Source organism: Corynebacterium intestinale, from assembly GCF_023574125.1.
Classification (GTDB): Bacteria; Actinomycetota; Actinomycetes; order Mycobacteriales; family Mycobacteriaceae; genus Corynebacterium; species Corynebacterium hesseae.
In genome coordinates, this window is sequence record NZ_JAMKFF010000001.1 from 80,610 (window position 1) to 97,630 (window position 17,021).

Annotated in this window: 16 protein-coding genes; 8 read left to right on the forward strand and 8 right to left on the reverse strand. The window is 60.7% G+C overall.

Annotated features, from left to right (window positions below; genetic code table 11):
- Positions 1–45: 45 nt before the first annotated feature.
- The gene (locus M5J06_RS00405) at positions 46–2,604 is read right to left on the reverse strand and encodes an acyltransferase family protein (protein ID WP_250223677.1); all 2,559 of its coding nucleotides are present in this window, start codon (positions 2,602–2,604) and stop codon (positions 46–48) included.
- 226 nt (positions 2,605–2,830) lie between these two features.
- Here M5J06_RS00405 and M5J06_RS12420 point away from each other — a divergent pair, with 226 nt between their 5' ends.
- On the forward strand, positions 2,831–3,013 hold the full coding sequence (locus M5J06_RS12420; RefSeq protein WP_070565752.1) for a hypothetical protein: 183 nt from the start codon (positions 2,831–2,833) through the stop codon (positions 3,011–3,013).
- Between the two features lie 58 nt (positions 3,014–3,071).
- Here M5J06_RS12420 and M5J06_RS00415 read toward each other — a convergent pair whose 3' ends face one another.
- Positions 3,072–3,869, reverse strand: coding sequence for an HAD family hydrolase (locus tag M5J06_RS00415; RefSeq protein ID WP_367615183.1), 798 nt, complete (start codon positions 3,867–3,869; stop codon positions 3,072–3,074).
- Between the two features lie 99 nt (positions 3,870–3,968).
- Here M5J06_RS00415 and M5J06_RS00420 point away from each other — a divergent pair, with 99 nt between their 5' ends.
- Positions 3,969–5,003, forward strand: a complete 1,035-nt coding sequence (locus M5J06_RS00420; protein ID WP_250223678.1) for an enoyl-CoA hydratase/isomerase family protein — start codon at positions 3,969–3,971, stop codon at positions 5,001–5,003.
- Positions 5,004–5,006: 3 nt separating this feature from the next.
- On the opposite strand, the gene M5J06_RS00425 is transcribed toward M5J06_RS00420, so the two are convergent.
- From M5J06_RS00425 to M5J06_RS00435, 3 genes are read right to left on the reverse strand one after another with little or no spacing between them, the layout of a single operon-like run.
- Positions 5,007–6,143: a DUF6882 domain-containing protein gene (locus tag M5J06_RS00425; RefSeq protein WP_250223679.1), complete on the reverse strand. Its 1,137-nt coding sequence runs from the start codon at positions 6,141–6,143 to the stop codon at positions 5,007–5,009.
- Between the two features lie 20 nt (positions 6,144–6,163).
- A complete protein-coding gene (locus M5J06_RS00430; protein WP_250223680.1) occupies positions 6,164–7,306 on the reverse strand; it encodes a glycosyltransferase family 4 protein in 1,143 nt (380 codons plus the stop codon).
- A 6-nt stretch (positions 7,307–7,312) separates the two neighbouring features.
- Positions 7,313–8,509, reverse strand: coding sequence for an NAD-dependent epimerase/dehydratase family protein (locus tag M5J06_RS00435; RefSeq protein ID WP_250223681.1), 1,197 nt, complete (start codon positions 8,507–8,509; stop codon positions 7,313–7,315).
- A gap of 247 nt (positions 8,510–8,756) precedes the next feature.
- On the opposite strand from M5J06_RS00435, the gene M5J06_RS00440 reads away from it, so the two are divergent.
- Positions 8,757–9,413, forward strand: coding sequence for a sulfite exporter TauE/SafE family protein (locus M5J06_RS00440; protein WP_070530598.1), 657 nt, complete (start codon positions 8,757–8,759; stop codon positions 9,411–9,413).
- Positions 9,414–9,540: 127 nt separating this feature from the next.
- Here M5J06_RS00440 and M5J06_RS00445 read toward each other — a convergent pair whose 3' ends face one another.
- Both M5J06_RS00445 and M5J06_RS00450 read right to left on the reverse strand, forming a co-directional pair.
- Positions 9,541–10,086: a gamma carbonic anhydrase family protein gene (locus M5J06_RS00445; protein WP_250223682.1), complete on the reverse strand. Its 546-nt coding sequence runs from the start codon at positions 10,084–10,086 to the stop codon at positions 9,541–9,543.
- A 6-nt stretch (positions 10,087–10,092) separates the two neighbouring features.
- Complete coding sequence (locus M5J06_RS00450) at positions 10,093–10,500, reverse strand: hypothetical protein (RefSeq protein WP_250223683.1); 408 nt, start codon at positions 10,498–10,500, stop codon at positions 10,093–10,095.
- Positions 10,501–10,535: 35 nt separating this feature from the next.
- Here M5J06_RS00450 and M5J06_RS00455 point away from each other — a divergent pair, with 35 nt between their 5' ends.
- The 5 genes from M5J06_RS00455 (at position 10,536) to M5J06_RS00475 (ending at position 16,371) form a co-directional block, all read left to right on the forward strand.
- A complete protein-coding gene (locus M5J06_RS00455) occupies positions 10,536–11,405 on the forward strand; it encodes a patatin-like phospholipase family protein (RefSeq protein WP_070565770.1) in 870 nt (289 codons plus the stop codon).
- A 122-nt stretch (positions 11,406–11,527) separates the two neighbouring features.
- Positions 11,528–13,093: an aspartate-alanine antiporter-like transporter gene (locus M5J06_RS00460; protein WP_250223684.1), complete on the forward strand. Its 1,566-nt coding sequence runs from the start codon at positions 11,528–11,530 to the stop codon at positions 13,091–13,093.
- A 198-nt stretch (positions 13,094–13,291) separates the two neighbouring features.
- On the forward strand, positions 13,292–14,470 hold the full coding sequence (locus M5J06_RS00465) for an acetyl-CoA C-acyltransferase (protein WP_250223685.1): 1,179 nt from the start codon (positions 13,292–13,294) through the stop codon (positions 14,468–14,470).
- A 37-nt stretch (positions 14,471–14,507) separates the two neighbouring features.
- Entirely contained in the window at positions 14,508–15,566 is a 1,059-nt protein-coding gene (locus tag M5J06_RS00470) for an enoyl-CoA hydratase/isomerase family protein (protein WP_250223686.1), read from the forward strand.
- Positions 15,567–15,606: 40 nt separating this feature from the next.
- On the forward strand, positions 15,607–16,371 hold the full coding sequence (locus tag M5J06_RS00475) for an enoyl-CoA hydratase (protein WP_250223687.1): 765 nt from the start codon (positions 15,607–15,609) through the stop codon (positions 16,369–16,371).
- 77 nt (positions 16,372–16,448) lie between these two features.
- Here the strand turns inward: M5J06_RS00475 and M5J06_RS00480 are convergent, their stop codons facing one another.
- Positions 16,449–16,949, reverse strand: a complete 501-nt coding sequence (locus M5J06_RS00480; RefSeq protein WP_250223688.1) for a MarR family winged helix-turn-helix transcriptional regulator — start codon at positions 16,947–16,949, stop codon at positions 16,449–16,451.
- Positions 16,950–17,021 lie beyond the last annotated feature (72 nt).

Consider the following 17,021-nt stretch of genomic DNA (forward strand, 5'->3'; position numbering starts at 1 on the left):
CCGGCAGAAGCCGGGCGGCTTTTAGCGATCATCAGGGGCTTTTAGCTAGCGGGAGCACACCGTAGTGAGGTCCTTTTCCTCGTTGGCGTATTGCTCCATGGCGTCGTACAGCGCATCTGCGTAAAGATGTGCGCCTTCGGGGAGCGGGTGGACGCCGTCGTCGTAAAGCATGGCCGGGTTCTCCTGAGCCATGCCGCACCAGTCTGCGATGTAGACGTTGTCGTGAGCAGTCGCGGCGTCAATGATCTCGGCGCGTGCCTGTCCCATCCAATCGCGCTCGCCGTAGGGCAAGACGAGCACCAGCGTGCGCTCGGGGCCGACAATGTCGATGAGCTCGTCCATCTGGCCCTCAAACGTAGCCCCGTTGGTTCCCAAACCCACAAACACGGTGGAGCGCAACTGCCCGGAATCCTTCTGCGCCTTGATGACAGGAAGGGCTGCCGAATAGTGGCGGGAGATCGTGGCGTCGATGCTAATGCCTGGGAAACGCTCATTGAGAGCCTCGGAGGCAGCGAGCATGACGGAATCACCGATAGCACTAATCTCGTTTCCAGTGGGAAGCGCACGCTTTTCCTTCGGCTTCGTGGTCTCGGAAGGCTTTGCGGGGACAGACGATGACTGTGCCGGGGCAGAATTCTCCGCCTGTTCGTTGGACAGCGCCATGCGCTCGAGCTCGCGCTCCAGTTCGCTCTTATCCTCCGACGTCACCAGCGCGTAGCCCACGCCCAGTACGGAAAGAACAACGAGGACGGGAACGGCAGGCCACATGGCCTTGCCAAAACCATCCTTGACCTCTTTCGCGCTGGGGCGTGCAGCCCAGTAGGCGCGCCACGTAGGGCGGAATCCGGCGCGGCGGAAGGGGTTTTCCACAAACTGGTAGGTCACCTCAGCCAGCACGCAGCTCAGCGGAAGCGAAAGGAGGCCTAGGAGCCAGGAGGGGGCGTCGGACAGCGCGTGGACAATCATTACCACCGGCCAGTGCCAGAGGTAGAGGGAGAAGGAGCGTTGGCCCAGCCACCGCATCACACGGGTGCGGAAGATCCACGTGAGGGGACCAGATTCGCGCACCACTGCCCAAATCATTGCCGCGCCGAGGACACTGGTAAGGACGAGGCCGCCGCGGTAGGTGAAATCCCGATCCGCGCCCATCCACACCAATTGCGCGAGGTAGCCAACTAATGCGAAGGAACCAACGGTTCCGGCGAGAATGCCCTTGTTTGTGGCCGGCCAAGAATCCGCGTCCATGTCCTTGTCGGTGGAGGTCATGAGGAGGGACAGCATCGCGCCGATGAGGAGGCCGAACGCGTGGGTATCGGTGCCGTAGTACACACGCGTGGGATCCTCGCCCGGGCTATAGAGCAGCGCCATGGCGACGGCCGACGCACTTGCGAGGATGAGCGATACGGCGATGGGCAGGCGCTTGGGCTTGCGGCGGGAAATGGCAAAGACGCCAAACATCAAAAGCGGCCAGATCAGGTAGAACTGTTCCTCGACGGCCAAGGACCAATAGTGCGCGAAAACTTGTACTTCATTAGGCGCAAAATAGGTTTGGCTCGTGGCGATTTGGGTCCAGTTGTTGACAAAGAAGAACGTGCCCAAGAATTGCTCGCGGATGCCAACGGCCAGGTCCCCACCAATGAGCGCCACTATCGCCGTGCATATGGACAGGACTATGAGTGCGGCCGGAAGGATTCGCCGGAAGCGGCGGAGCCAAAAGCCTTTGAGGCTGATGCGTCCAGTGACGTTGAACTCGCGAACAAGCAGCGAGGTGATGAGGAACCCGGAAAGGACAAAGAACATGTCCACACCGAGGTAGCCGCCGGGGAGAATATCCCCGAAGAAGTGGTAGATCACCACGGCGAGGACCGCTAGACCGCGCAGACCATCCAGGCCCGGCACTTGGCGCAGGCGGGCGCGCGCACGGCGCTTTGAGCCAGCGGGGGCAGTGGGGCCAGAGGCGGTTGCGTTGCGGGCGGATGCAGAAGCAGCTGCTGGAGCTGCGGCGGCTGTGCCCGCCGCGACGGTTGCGGTTGCAGGGGCGGCTGCAGCGGCGGCAGTGGGGGAAGCCTGTGCTACTCGCCGCTTTTCTGATCGGCGTTTTTCCTGCTTGGCGCTTAACGCCCCGACGGATTGCGAGCGGCGGGCCAGAGCACGCGAAATCTCGTTCTCGGTGCCGGGTGAAGCCTTCTTCTCAGGTTGCTTGGATTCCCCGGTTCCTTTGCTCTTTTGGGGCGTTGTGGTTTCCCGGGGCTTTGCGGCCGCCTCGGTTTTTGTCTCCTCGTTGGCCTTTGCAGTCGCCGGGGCTTTCTTGGGTTTCTGGGCCGTCGCGGCCTTTTCGGCTCCTTCTTGCCGCTTGGGGTGTGCTGGAGCCGGGGAAGGAGACTGTGCTTTGTCGCCGTGTGCAGGTGGCTGCTTCGCAGCGGGCTGAGTTTGTGATGGCTTGGTTGTTGAAGCCTTGTCGGCGCTGGGCGTTGCAGGTGCCTGGCGTCGTTGGGCGGGAGCCTGCGGGTTCGGGTGCCGCGGAATGGCCCGACGTGGGCCGCGTCGACCGGCCGAAGCTACTTCGGCCTCTTCGCGGGCTTTAACTAGTTTGGCCTTTTTCACCGCCGAGGCTTTGGGAAGTGCATCCGGAGTCAGATCTAGAGTGAAGTCTTCAGCCGAACGTGGGCGTACGCGGCCAGGCCGAGAGGCAGGACGCTGGGCATTACGGGGTCCGTGCCCAGTGGGTGCTGGTGGAGTCTTAGGGGCGCTTGCCTTAGCAGGCTTATCGTTCGCGGTAGGCGCGGTGGACTTAGCAGGTGGCGGGGACTGAGAGGGCGTAGCAGGCGCAGTGCGCGCGGAAGCTGCAGCGGGTGAAGGCGAGGTAGTTTTCGAGGAATCCGCCGAGGAGGACGGAGCGGGACTCGATGCAGACGACTCGCCCTTTGCCAAACGTGACATCATCGACCGCAAAAACTTCTTCACTACACACTCCGCAGGTAGACACCGGGGTTCGGGTACTGAGGCTCAGTAACCCGAGTAATCCTACTCTGTGCGTGCGGGCTACTCGGGCAAGGCTGCGGGGGAGCGTGTTAGGTGCGCAAAAGCTGGCGTAGTACGGTGCTAACCCCGTTGTTGGTATTAGCTGGGGCGATGATATCTGCGATTTCCTTCAGCTGAGGATGCGCGTTTTCCATGGCCACAGCCGTCCCGGCGGCGCGCAGCATCTCGAAATCATTGAGGTAGTCACCGAAGGCCACAGTGGCTGCGATCGGAATACCGGCGAGCTCAGCGAGCTTAGTTAGCGCCGTACCTTTTTCCACGCCGCGGGCCATCACATCGAGCCAGACCTTGCCGGATACCGCGACATTGTCCTCCGGGACGGCGCGGACGATGGGATCGTAAATGTGCGCCTCAGAACCAGATTCGCAGAAAATAGCAATCTTGATGATGTTGCTATCCGGCACTGCATCCAAGTCATCGACCCAGGTGACCGCCTTGTAGTACTTTGCAATCTCTGTACGTGCCGCGTCTGACACATCCCGTGCAACGTAGGCGGTCTCCGGGGAACATAGAACTACGGTATGTTCCACGCCGATGGTCGCAGCAGCCTCTCGTGCCGCGTGCACGGTGGATTCCGCAAGTGGGAATGCCGCGATGATCTCGCCGCCGCGCATGATGACCGAGCCGTTTTCGGCGATAAACGTTTCGCCTTTCGGGAACATGTCCTTCAAGGTGGCCAGTTGGCGCCCCGAGGCCGGAACCAGCTCGCAGCCGCGGGCAGTGGCTAGGTCCTGGAGCTCCAAAAAGTCTGCAGGGAGTTGGCCATGCGCGTCGAGGAGCGTGCCGTCCATATCAAGGGCAACAAGTTGTGGGAGCAAGTAAGTCACACCAATCTAAAAGTGTTGGGCTAGAGGCAGGGAACCATGTCCAACGTAGCGCCAAGAAATAGGTGGCTGAAACTTTTGTGATATGGAACACTGGTGCGCATGACTACGACTGATCCAGTACTCGTTTCCGTGCGCAACCATACCGGAGTCCTCGAACTCAACCGGCCGAAGGCCCTGAACTCTTTGAACCCGGACATGATTGACATCATCCGCCGCTCCCTCGAAGCGTGGGCGCAGGATGACGACATCGAGCAGGTCCTTATTTACTCCAACAGTCCCAAGGCATTCTGCGCTGGCGGCGACGTGCGCCACGCGCGGGAGGGAATCGCGGAAGGCAAGCTGGAAGAGGTTGATGCCTTCTTCGCCAGCGAGTACCTCACCAACGGCGATATCGCCGAGTTTCCGAAGCCCTACATCGCCGTCATCGACGGCGTCGTCATGGGCGGTGGATTGGGCATTTCCCTGCACGGTTCGCACCGCGTGGTGACGGAAAAGGCCTTCGCTTCGATGCCGGAGATGAATATCGGCTACGTCACGGACGTCGGAGTAGCTTATGCGGCCCAGCGCATGGTGGGAACCCGCGGTGTAGCCTCGCCGGGTTTGGCAAAGTTTTGGGGTCTGAGCGGGTACCGCATGTATGCCGCGGACATGCTGTGGACGGGCGTGGCAACCCACGTGGTCAAGGATGCAGCCGAGCTGATTGAAGCCGCTATCGAGCGCGGTATTGATGCCGCACTGGAAGAGCTGGCCCTACCCGCGCCACAGCAGCCAGCACCGCTCGAGCAGGTGGCTCAAGACCTGGAGGAGACCTTCGCGCTGCCCACGTGGGAGGAGATTTCCGCGGAGCTGGACAAGCGCCCGCAGATCGCCGGCGAGGTGCGTCGCCTCATGGCAGCCGCATGCCCGGCTGCCATCATCGCGGCCAATGAGCTCTATGAGGCGGAAGCCGCTGTCGACGATATCCGTGAGGCGCTCCTGCTAGAACTCAAACTGGGCATGCACATGTATCGCCGCCCCGACTTTTCCGAAGGCGTGCGTGCGGTACTGGTGGATAAGACCCAGGACGCAGCGTTTAACCCGGCGACCATGGAGGACGTTGACGTCGAAGAATTCCGCGCGGTGCTGAGCTCCTAGCGGTTATATAGGGCGTGCTCGCTGGTATGCGGCGCGCGCCCGCTGCTCATCCACTCCCGCCGGCACCGCAACATTGAGCGTGGCCTGCGCGGCGGCCCGTGAAGGCGCGGGCAGGTGAAACGCGGGGGCGTCAGAAAGCGCCAGGCCTTGGCGGCCGTCGGGTAGCTGCACTGGCAGCAGGGTCCACAGCCCCAGAATTGGCATGGCTAGCTGCGGCAAGCGCAGAGAGCGTGCCTCGGGGATGGGTACGCGGGCGCGAATCAGCTCGGGGATGGCATTGTCGTATCCGAAGCGGCGCAGGTTTGCTGCGGCGTGGGCGGACATGGAACCGGAGAGCTCGTCCGCCCATGCCCACGTAAAGGTGCTCGTTGTGGCGTTGAGGGTGGCGATGAGATGGGAGGGAACCGTATGCGAACCATAATCGGAGTTCACCACGGTGCGCGACGTGTCAGGGTCAAGGTCAGCCCACAGGTTGGGGAATCGGGCCTCCAGGAAGAAATTGTGCTCGGTGGCCATAAAGTGGGCGTCGGCCAGCACATCGCGTGCGCTGAGCCCGCCGCGGCCTGAGGGATGGGGGAGAGCCGTGATCCGGGTGCCGTGGAAGTGCGCGAGGCCTTGTACACCATCTGGTGCCACGCCCACATAGGAGGCGAGCTCGGCGGTGGCGAGGCGTTCGTCGACGCCTCCCTCAATATCCCCCGTATGCTCAAGTCCGGCCAGGATGCTGACACGGGGATCGGGGTGGATCTCCGCGAAGTCGACGGCGACGAGCGCCTCGCCCTCGCCCTGCGGGACGCGGATGACTGGGCGGTCACCCACCAGCCGCCGCGCCAAGCCGCGCAGCAGGGCGGAATCGGGCTGCGGACCGTGGAACTCCGGTTGCGGCGCGTGTTCCGTCAACCCCGTAGACCAGTGCAAGCGGCCATCCTGGATTGTGGCTAGGCGCAGGCCATCGAAATCATAGGTCCCAGAGGCGGTAGTAAAACGCACCACCGCGCGCTGATCGGTGGCGGGCCCGGAGTCGGAAGATGCAAAGTTCACCTCGACGTCGCGCACGTCGCCCAAGCGTGAGGAGAACGCGGCGTCGATGCCGGCTTGAATGAAGGCGCCAGCGGAGTACAGGTCCTGGGCTGAGTCCATTAGTGCTCCTTGACTTGGTTTTATTCCCTGAAGAAGGGATGCTCGATAGCCTCCTCATAGGCCTGAAGGAGGGCTTGGGTGGATTCTACCCAGGAATACTTTTCGGCTTCGCGGCGGGCGGCAGCACCCATCGTCTCCCGCCGCGTGGCATCACGAAGAAGATTGACGGTAGCGCTGGCCCAGGCCTCATCATCGGCATCGGGCTCGATGAGGTGTCCTGTAACGCCTTCCTCAATGACGAAGGGAATACCGCCGGCATTCGTGCCGATGACCGGCACACCCGAGGCGAAGGACTCCAGCGCCACAAGGCCCAGTGTCTCTGTGGCGGAGGGGAAGAGGAAGACATCTCCGACAGCGAAGGCAGCAGCGAGCTCCTCACCGGACAAGTAACCGGTGAACACGGTGTGCGAAGGATCGAAGTTGGCCTTGAGCTCCTCCAGCGCAGGGCCATCGCCGACGACGGCAAGGCAGGCGTCACCAAGCTCTGCCCGCACCAGGCGCATCACGTGATCGAGGCGCTCCAAGTCCTTTTCCTTGGAGACCCTCCCGATATAGGTCACCAGCGGGGAGTCCGGGTTACCGTCGGTGAGGCGCTCGCGCATCTGCGCGGTGGCGCGGCTTGGGTGGTAGGCCTGCGTATCGACAGCCTTGGGCCACAGGTGCACGTTGTGGATCCCCACCTCCCGAGCCTTATCCACCATGGGGCCTGAGGTGCAGAGATTCACCGCAGCCTGGTTGTGCAGGTACTTCAGAGCGGCCTCAGTCAGCGGGCGGGTCCACCCGATGCCCAGTGCATCGACGTATTCAGGCACGTTGGTGTGAAAGCTGGCCACCAGCGGTACGGCGTCGCGCTGCGCGGCAAAGACGCCGAGGGCCGCTGTCCAAATGGGATTGACCGCGTGGATGACATCGGGATCGAAATCTCTGATTTCCTTAAAGAACCTCCACGAGGGCAATCCAAATTTAATCTCCGGGTAGACCCACAGCGACAAACTGGGTATGCGGGTGACCTCAAAACCGGCGTAAGTGGCAGGGGCCTTTCCCGTGGCAAAAATCCGGACCTCATGGCCCATCGCGGCCAGCTGGTCCAGCGTGCGCGTCAGGCGCGTGACCACGCCGTCGATCTTGGGCAGGAAGACCTCGGTAACGATAGCGATGCGCACGGAGGACTAGGCCTCCGTGGAGGGAACGCCGGCGTGCTGCTGGCGCGTCCACAGCGATTGCGCCGGAATCTTGGAGCGGTCAGCGCGGTCGGCATATTTGCGCGCGACTTCTTCGACCTCGTGCAGCAGCCCTTCAGACAAGGTGGTCGGTTCCAACCCCAGGTTGAGGAAGGTGTCGTTGGTGACGTGGAGCTCATTCTCCGCGGATTCCTTGCGCGGGTTCGGCACGTAGGCCACCTCTGCGCCAGAGATCTTCGCAACCAACTCCGCTAAGTCACGCACGCGGTGGGTCTCCGTCATCTGGTTGATGATCTTGACGCGCTCACCGCGCGCCGGCGGGTTCTGCAAAGCTAGCTCGATGCAGCGCACCATGTCCCGGATGTGGATAAAGGCACGGGTCTGGCCACCGGTGCCGTGCACGGTCAGCGGATAACCAATGCCAGCCTGGATGAGGAAGCGGTTGAGCACCGTGCCGTAGTCGCCGTCATAATCAAAGCGGTTGATCAGGCGCTCGTCCTTCTGGGTCTGCTCCGTGTGCGTGCCCCAAATGATGCCCTGGTGCAGATCGGTGATGCGCAGTTCATCATTCTTGGCGTAGTAAGCAAAGAGGTGCTGGTCCAGCACCTTCGTCATGTGGTAGACCGAGCCCGGGTTGGAGGGGTACAGGATCTGTTGCTTGACGACGCCCCCCTCACCCGTATCCACTTGCACGTCCAGGTAGCCTTCCGGGATCTTCATTCCGGCGGTGCCGTAGCCGTAGACACCCATGGTGCCCAGGTGCGCGACGTGGATATCCTGCTCAGATTCCACGATGGCGGCGAGTAGGTTGTGGGTGGCGTTAATGTTGTTATCCACCGTGTAGCGCTTGGTGCGCGAATTCTTCATGGAGTAGGGGGCGGCGCGCTGCTCGGCGAAGTGCACCACGGCATCTGGGCGCTCAGTGTTGAGGAACTCCAACAAGCCGTCGTAGTCGTGGGCCACGTCGAGGTTGCGGAAGCCAATGGTCTTGCCGGAAACCTCGGTCCACGCAGCCAGGCGCTCCTCAATAGAGGCGATGGGCGTCAAGGATTCCGCCCCCAGCTCTTCATCGATGGCGCGCCGGGAGAGGTTGTCCACGATGATGACGTCATGGCCTTGGTCGGAGAGATAAAGAGAAGCGGGCCACCCACAGAAGCCGTCGCCGCCGAGAATCGCTACCTTCATTACTTTATCTCTCCATTTTCACTGTCGGGGGCATGAGCTATGGTGCCGCCGACGATGGGAAACCCCGTCGCGGCGGCAAGCACTTTTCAATACCTTACCGTTTACGGCCTTCACATGAGGGCCCTTAACGGTAAACAGTGAGTGAATGTTTCCTCAGGCTGCACCACTAGTCCGAGGCATGGCGCAGGGCGCTGAAGACCAGGTGCCCAGAGCAAGTTCCGGAAACGCGCCCTGTACACTGGCGCGCATGCTTGAAGCCGTGCTCAATGCCTTTGCCGATTCCGTCAACGCCCTACTGATCGGAATCCTGGTGGCTATCGGCATCATGCTTCCGCGGGGGAGCTACCGCAAGATTGCGGCCCTCGTCATCGTCGGCGATTGGTTCGGTGTGCTCACCGCAGCCGCCGTGGTGATGTTCGTATTCGTCGGTATCCAGGACAAGGTTGCCGCGGCCTTGGAATCGCCTCTGCTGGGGTGGGGGCTGGTAGTCATTGGCCTTGCTCTGGGACTTCTAGCCTGGCGCTCCCAGGGCGAACCCAACGATATGGTGCAGAAACTGCTCGGCCCGCTGCGCACTCCTTCGGCTAAGACCGTTGTGGTGGGCTATGCCATGGGCGTTATCCAGTCCTTGACCTCCGTGCCCTTTTTCTATGGCCTGATGCACCTAGCGGCCGGGGACTTTAGCAATACCGTTAAGTATGGTGGCCTCTTTTTCTACGCCACGTTTGCGCTCTCGCTGCCGACGGTGTGCGGATTGTTTATCGCACTTGTGCGGGCGAAGCCACAGTCCTGGGCCGGACGCGCCTTTGCGTGGGCCCGGGAGAACTCCACCACCGTGGCATTGTGGAGCGGCTACGGCGTGGCCGCTTTCCTGGTGGTCATGGGCATCTTCGCCCTGCTATAAAGTCTTGCCTTTAAAGCGACTCGGTAGCTGTCCTAGCTTCGCGGTGGTGGAACTGCCCTAGTTGCCAAAATTTTGGCCAGATCCTGCGGCAGGTTCAGGAGTTTTGGCAACAACGGCAGTTGCGGAGCTAGTCGTAGAGGACGGCGTCGAGGGGGAGGGCGTCGCCAAGCAGCGCCTGATTCTTTGAAATTTCGACGTAGCGCGCGGCGTGCGGGATGAAGGCGGCGGATTCCTCCGGGCTCAGCTCGCGCCGCACCTTGGCGGGCATCCCGGCGGCTAGTGTGCCGGCGGGAATGTCCTGGCCTTCGAGCACCACCGCGCCGGCGGCGATGAGAGAGCCAGGGCCCACGGTGGAGCCCGAAAGCAGGGTGGCTTTCATCCCGACGAGCGTGCCCGCACCCACCTTCGTGCCGTGGAGCATAGCCATGTGGCCCACGGTAACGTCATCCTCCAGCACGCAAGGCTCGGTGGATTCAACGTGGATGACGCAGTTGTCCTGGATATTGACGCGGGCGCCTAGACGGATGGAACCAACGTCCCCGCGCAGCACGGAGCCATAAAACACGGAGGAGTCCGGACCGATGGTGACATCACCGATGATGGTGGCATTCGGGGCGATCCAGGCGCTGCGGTGGATGCGGGGAGTGCGTCCTTGGAAGGGAAGGATGAGCATGGCAGGCTAGCTTTCTTCAGGGGTCGTTTCGATGGAGACGGCAAGGGCCTCGGAGACCTCATAGTCGCCGGGGTCGGCGCGAAGCTGGGCCAGCGTGTCCCGTTCCGCAGGGGATAGCGGGATGGCCCAGCCCCGCTTGGGATCATGGACTGGGCGCTGAGTCTTCGTTGTGGGGGAAAGATGCACCGTGGTTTGAGGGTCACGTAATTGCGCAGGCTCGCCGGAGCGCGCCACCTCACTGAGTATTTGTGCGCCGGCTGGGGAGGTAACCAAGATGATGAGGCCGCCGGCTGTGTGGACGGAGAGGCGATCTACAGAGACCTCGACGGCGTGGGGATCCGGGGAAGCCAAGCGGACGGTGGGGGAGCCGCCGAGCTTATCGACGATATCCTTTACCGCAGAAAACAAACTCATGGCGCGATCCTAGCGCGGGGGTACCATCGTGCAGTGTGATTGACGCGAAAGATACAGCACTCGTCATTGAAGGCGGCGGCATGCGCAATTCCTATACCGCCGCGTGCATCGTCAAGCTCCTAAAGGAGGAGGTGGAATTCGGCTGGGTCGGAGGCGTGTCCGCGGGCTCCTCGCACACCGTGAACTTCCTTTCCCGCGATGTGGTTCGCTCCGAGGAATCCTTCGTGGACTTTGCCAAGAACCCCAGCTTCGGCGGCCTGGGCTCGCTGTTGCGCGGTAGCGGCTACTTCAATGCGGAGTTCATCTACGAGAAGGCTGCGGACCAGGACATGCCCTTTGACTGGGAAGCCTTTGACGCCAACCCCGCACAGATGTGTATTTCTGCCGCGCGCGCCGATACGGGGGAGAGCGTGTATTGGGGGCGCGAAGACATCAAGACGCAGGAAGACCTGATGGTGCGTGTGCGCGCCTCCTCGACGCTGCCGTTGATCATGCCGATGCGCGTCATCGACGGTGCGCCGTATGTCGACGGCGCCATGGGGGAATCCGGCGGCATCCTTATCGAGCAGGCGGAGAAGGCCGGGTTTGAGAAGTTCCTGTTCCTGGGGTCGAAACCGCGTGGCTACGTGCGGCCTGAGGTGGGGCGGCCGGCGGCGCTGCGACGAATCTTCCGAAAGTACCCTGCCGTGGCGGAGGCGATGATTGCCCGGCCGGCCCGGTACAACGCCTCCAAGGACCGGCTTCTGGAGCTGGAAAAGGAGGGGCGCGCACAGCTTTTCTTCCCAGAGGATATGCAGGTGGCATCGACTGAGCGTTCTGTGACAAAGCTGCGCTCCAACTATGAGGCTGGGCGCGCGCAGACCTATGCCGAATGGCCGGCGTGGAAGGAATTCCTCAGCAGCTAGTGAGCTCAGCGGGGTCGTGCGCGACTCACTTTTGCCAACACGGTGTGAGTCGTGCCTCCTCTGGGGAGGAGAAGCGGACCCATGCATGGAGTTTTCTGAGTGTTTTCTTACAATGATTTCCCGTGTTGGCACTATTTGATGGAAATATTTGGCTGAGCATTTTCTTTATTGCTTTGCTCGGCACGTTATTTGGCATGATTCCTTTTGGCCCGCTGCGCTTCGGCGCAGCCGGCACCTTGTTCGTGGGCTTGGCCATCGGCGCCTTTATCGATCTCGACGGCACGATTTTAAGCAGCCTGCAGGAGATGGGCCTTGGCCTCTTCATCTATATGCAGGGCTTGTCTGCCGGCGAGCGCTTCTTCAAAGGCTTCTCTGAACAGCTCAAGCACATGATTACTGCCGCGATAGCGGTGATGGGTGCTGCCGCCGTGGCGCTTCTCGCGGGCGGCTGGCTGGGACTGTCGCCCTTGCTCTCCGTGGGCGTGTTTTCCGGTGCGACGACCTCGACGGCATCGCTGGCCGTGGCGCAACAGCAAACGGGCGAGGAACTGCCCGCCGTGGGCTACTCCTTGGGCTATCCGGTAGGCGTGGCCGTCGCTATCCTCCTTGTAGCTTTTCTGCTCAAGCAGTCCTGGCCGGCCACTAAGGACAAGGACAATTCTGCGGAGGAGGTCTTCCGCTCCCGGACTATTCGGGTGACCAAGGACATCACCTACGAGGAGTTGGTGGAGCGATTCGAGGATCAGTTTGTTATCGCCACGATTCGCCGCGGCAATATCCGAACCGTGGCCGGGGACCATCCGGAGATTCGCAAGGGTGACATCCTGCGCGTACTCGTGACGAAGGCGAAAAGGCACGAGCTTACCGCTGCTCTAGGCAAGCGTCAGCCTCAAGTGCCCTTCGTGGACAAGCGCTTGGTCATTGAAACCGTGGTGGTGTCGAACTCTGATATTGCTGGTCGAACCGTGGAGGACCTTAACCTCTTCAAGCGCTACGGTGGTCGCATTGTCCACGTGCAACGCGGTGATGAAGAGTTCCTGGCTAGCTTCGATACGCACCTCGATGCAGGCGACCGGGTGACGGTGATTGTGGATCAGGACCGCCTGGGCGATATTCGTGATTACTTCGGTGACTCGGTTCAGGGGTATTCCCAGCTGAACTGGGTTGCTGTCGGTGGTGGTCTGTTCCTGGGCTACCTCATCGCGCTCATTGTGGTTCCACTACCGGGTGGCACGTCCTTCGAGCTTGGCTTTGCGCTCGGCCCATTGATTACCGGACTTATCCTCGGCGCTCTGCACCGCACGCGCCGCGTGCCCTGGAAAGTTCCGGCTTCTATCAATCTGGCTCTTCAGCAGTGGGGCCTGGTTATCTTCTTGGCTTCGGTGGGCTTGGCCTCAAGTGAAGCTTTCCAGTCCACGGCATTCTCCTGGATGGGCCTGAAATGCATGGCTCTCGCCGCCATCATTACCGTGGTTGTCGTCGTCCTCTTCGCTGTGGCTAACAGGTTCCTCGGCCAGTCAGAAACCCGCACCGCGGGCGGCGTTTCCGGCATCTTCGGCCAGCCTGCCGTGGTCGACTACGCCACAGGAATCAGCACGGATTCCCGCATTATGACTGGCTACGCGGCCACCATTGTGGTGGCGCAGATAGTTAAAATCGTGGTTATTCCGTTGATGCTCACGGTCTAATCCGACATGCAAACTGCTGCGGGGAGCCTAGTCAGTGCTCCCCGCAGCTGGCCGTTTTGGAGCCTTCACCGCACTTCAAACTGTTTTGTGTCGCGCTGCTTTGGCATTGTGCGAGCATACATTGATGCAAAAGGGTGGCGCGGCACACAATCCATCGGTACGATTCTGGTTAACTTCGTACAGTTTGGAGAGCGAATTATGGACATCGTTATTGCGGGCGCTGCCCGCACGCCTTTCGGCAAGTTGCTTGGTTCCCTTGCACCCTTGTCTGCGACGGAGCTTGGATCCCGCGCCATCGCTGCCGCACTCGAGCAGGCGCAGGTTCACCCTGACGACGTCGATGCCGTGGTGTGTGGCCAGGTCCTGCAGGCAGGTGTGGGGCAGAATCCCACGAAGCAAGCAGCACTAGGGGCAGGGATTTCTCCGAACGCGCACACCGCAACGGTCAACAAGGTCTGTTTGTCCGGCCTGACCGCGGTTATCGACGCCTCCCGGCTCCTTCGCTCCGGCGAAGCCACGGTGGTAGTTGCCGGGGGAATGGAGTCGATGTCAAACGCGCCGCACCTACTGCCGCAGTCACGCAGTGGGAAGAAGTTCGGTACCGTCGAACTGCTCGATCATATGGAACACGATGGCTTGCGCGCGGCCGACCTGGGGATTTCGATGGGGTCGCTGTCAGAGAAATATGCCGAACGCTATCCCGCAACCCGCCAAGAGCAAGACCGCTGTGCCGCGTTGTCCCACCAGCGCGCTGTGCAAGCGAGTGAGGAGGGAGCCTTCGACAAGGAAATCACTCCCATCACCGTGAAGAGTCGCCGCGACGAGGTCACTGTCTCACACGATGAAGGAATTCGGGAGGGGGTTACTGAAGAAACCTTGGCCGGGTTGCGACCAGCTTTTCAGAGCGATGGGAGTATTACCGCCGGCAACTCCTCACCCATCACGGATGGGGCGGCTGCAGTAGTTCTCACCACACGTGAGCACGCGGAAAAGGAAGGACTGCCGGTCATGGCGGTCTTACGTGCGCCAGGGCAGGTAGCCGGTCCGGATTCATCCTTGCAGGAGCAACCCGCTCGGGCTCTCCTCGCAGCCCTTGAGCGCCAAGGCTGGGGCATTTCTGATCTCGACCACATTGAGATCAATGAGGCTTTTGCCGCAGTGGTGGTTCATTCGGCCAATGTCCTTGGAATCAATTCCGATGAGGTGAACCCGCAGGGCGGTGCGATTGCCTTGGGACATCCCATTGGTGCATCCGGTGCTCGACTTGTAGTTCATGCGGCGCATCGCCTTGCGAGCGGCCAGGCCCATCGCGCGGGTGTCACTTTGTGCGGCGGCGGTGGCCAGGGTGAAGCTCTGTTGCTTGAAGCTCCACACTAGAACGCACCCGATTGTTCATAAAGAGGAGGAATAGACGATGACGAATGAAATTATCCACGACATCCGCGGCCATGCTGGTGTTCTTATGCTAAACCGGCCCAAGGCCATTAACGCGCTAAATCAGACGATGATCGATGAGATGACGGCAGTTTTGAAGGACTGGCAAGACGACGACCGCGTCAAGCTCGTTATCCTCCGGGGCGCGGGTGATCGTGGGCTGTGTGCTGGTGGCGACGTTGCGGCCTTGTACCACGATGCACTGGAGGGCGGCACGGCAGGCGCCCATTTCTGGAAGACGGAATATGAACTGAACTATTTAATCTCCACCTATTCCAAGCCCTATGTGGCGCTCATGGAAGGCATTGCGTTGGGCGGTGGAATTGGTGTCTCAGCGCACGCCTCATACCGTATTGTTTGCGAGGATTCGCGCATCGGAATGCCGGAGGTTGGGATTGGGTATTCGCCTGATGCCGGTGGGTCCTATCTTCTATCCCGGGCTGCGGATCGTCTTGGCCGGCACTTGGCGTATACCGCGATCCACGTGGGGGCCGCGGAGGCGATCGATACCGGCTTCGCGGACTACTTCGTGCCCAAGGACAAACTCGATGCTCTCGTTGAGCAGCTGGTGGAGACGGGCGACCCAGCCGATATTGAGAAGTTCACTGAGTCAGTGGGCCCAGGCTTCGGTAAGGACCGCGCCGAAATGGTGGACGTCTACGCCGCAGACACCGCTGAAGAGACCCTTGACCGCCTGCAAAGACTTGCAGCAGCAGGCGGCGACGGGCATTGGGCGGCGAAGGCCGCCAAACGGATGAGCTTGAATTCCCCGCTGGGCATTCGCGTCACCGAGGAATCATTGAATCGCAATGCGTCGATGAGCTTCGCGGAAACCTTGACCCAGGAGTTCTGGATGTCCGTGAACATGCAAAAACACAAGGAATTTGTGGAGGGAATTCGCGCGCAAATCGTCGATAAGGACCGCAATCCCTCCTGGGAATATGAGTCCATCGGCGCCGTCCCCGACGACATGGTGGCGTCTGTCCTTGACCCCATCGAGGGCAGCGTGGAAGCCCCAGAATTCAACGATCACCACTGATTAGGTACCAATCAAAAACCACAGGAAGGACACTATTACCATGGCAATTCTTAGCGAAAAGCGCGGCCGCGTCGCACTTATCACGCTCAATCGTCCGGAGGCGCTTAATGCCCTGAACAACGACACCATGCTTGAAGTTACCCAGGCAGTTCAGGAATTCGACGCCGATGCAGAAGTAGGGGCAATCGTTATTACCGGTTCAGAGAAAGCGTTTGCCGCCGGTGCAGATATCAAGGAAATGTCCTCGAAATCGGCGACAGAGATGTACACCGCGGATTGGTTCGCAGGTTGGGACGTCCTCACACGAGCCCGCACACCGATCATCGCTGCAGTGAACGGATACGCGCTCGGTGGAGGTTGCGAGCTGGCCATGATGTGTGACTTCATCATCGCTGGCGACAAGGCCAAGTTTGGCCAGCCAGAGGTCAACTTGGGAGTTACTCCAGGCATGGGAGGCTCTCAGCGACTGACCCGAGCTATCGGAAAAGCGAAGGCCATGGAGATGTGCCTGACTGGCCGCATGATGGCAGCCGAGGAAGCAGAACGCTCCGGCTTGGTAGCCAGCGTGGTTCCTGCGGGTGAGCTCCTTGACTCGGCGCTGGAGACGGCAAAACTCATCGCCTCGAAGTCCTTCGTGGCAACGTCTCAAATCAAAGAACAGGTCAATGCGGTTGATGAACTCTCATTGTCCCAAGGTATCCAGTTCGAGCGCCGTACCTTCCACGCTTTGTTCTCTTCTCATGATCAGAAGGAAGGCATGGCAGCCTTTGTAGAGAAGCGCGACCCAGAGTTTAAGCACGCTTAAACCCTTAACCGCGAGTTAGCCTTTTTGGCTTCTTCGGTCGCACGAGCGTGGGGGCACGCTTCTTAAAGAACTGATGGCTACTGGGCGTCGGACTCCTCGACATCTTCGCCTGCTGCGCGACGGATGCGGTTGGCAGCAGCAATGATGCGGTCTTGCTCGCCAGTAGAAAGCGCAACGGAATCAAAATAGCGATCAAGGGCAGGTCCCGCCGCCGAGGCCAACACGATGCCTTGGTCGGTGATCATGACCAAGGTTGAGCGTTTGTCTTTTGGATCGCTGACCCGCTCGATAAGTTCGTCCTTCTCAAGTTTGCGCACCGTGTGAGTGAGTGACGCCGGTGGAAGCTGAAGCCGAGCGCTGATTTTAGACATGGGCATGCTTCCCGCACGTGACCACATGAGCACAGCGAGGACCTCGAACTGGTTGTAGCTCACCCCATAAGGAGCCAGCACATTTTCGGCGCCATTACGCAAAATGTGTGCGGCACGTTCGAAGGAGGATACCGTGGCGAGGCCACGAGCAGAGCGCGCGGAATAACGCTTCGCCCACTGACGGCGTGCTTCAGCGATGATATCCATGAGCGGAAAAGGACCTCCTTGCGGTACGTGAGATAACTATAAATGAGAGCTTCGCTGTTCTAAGTACCCGAC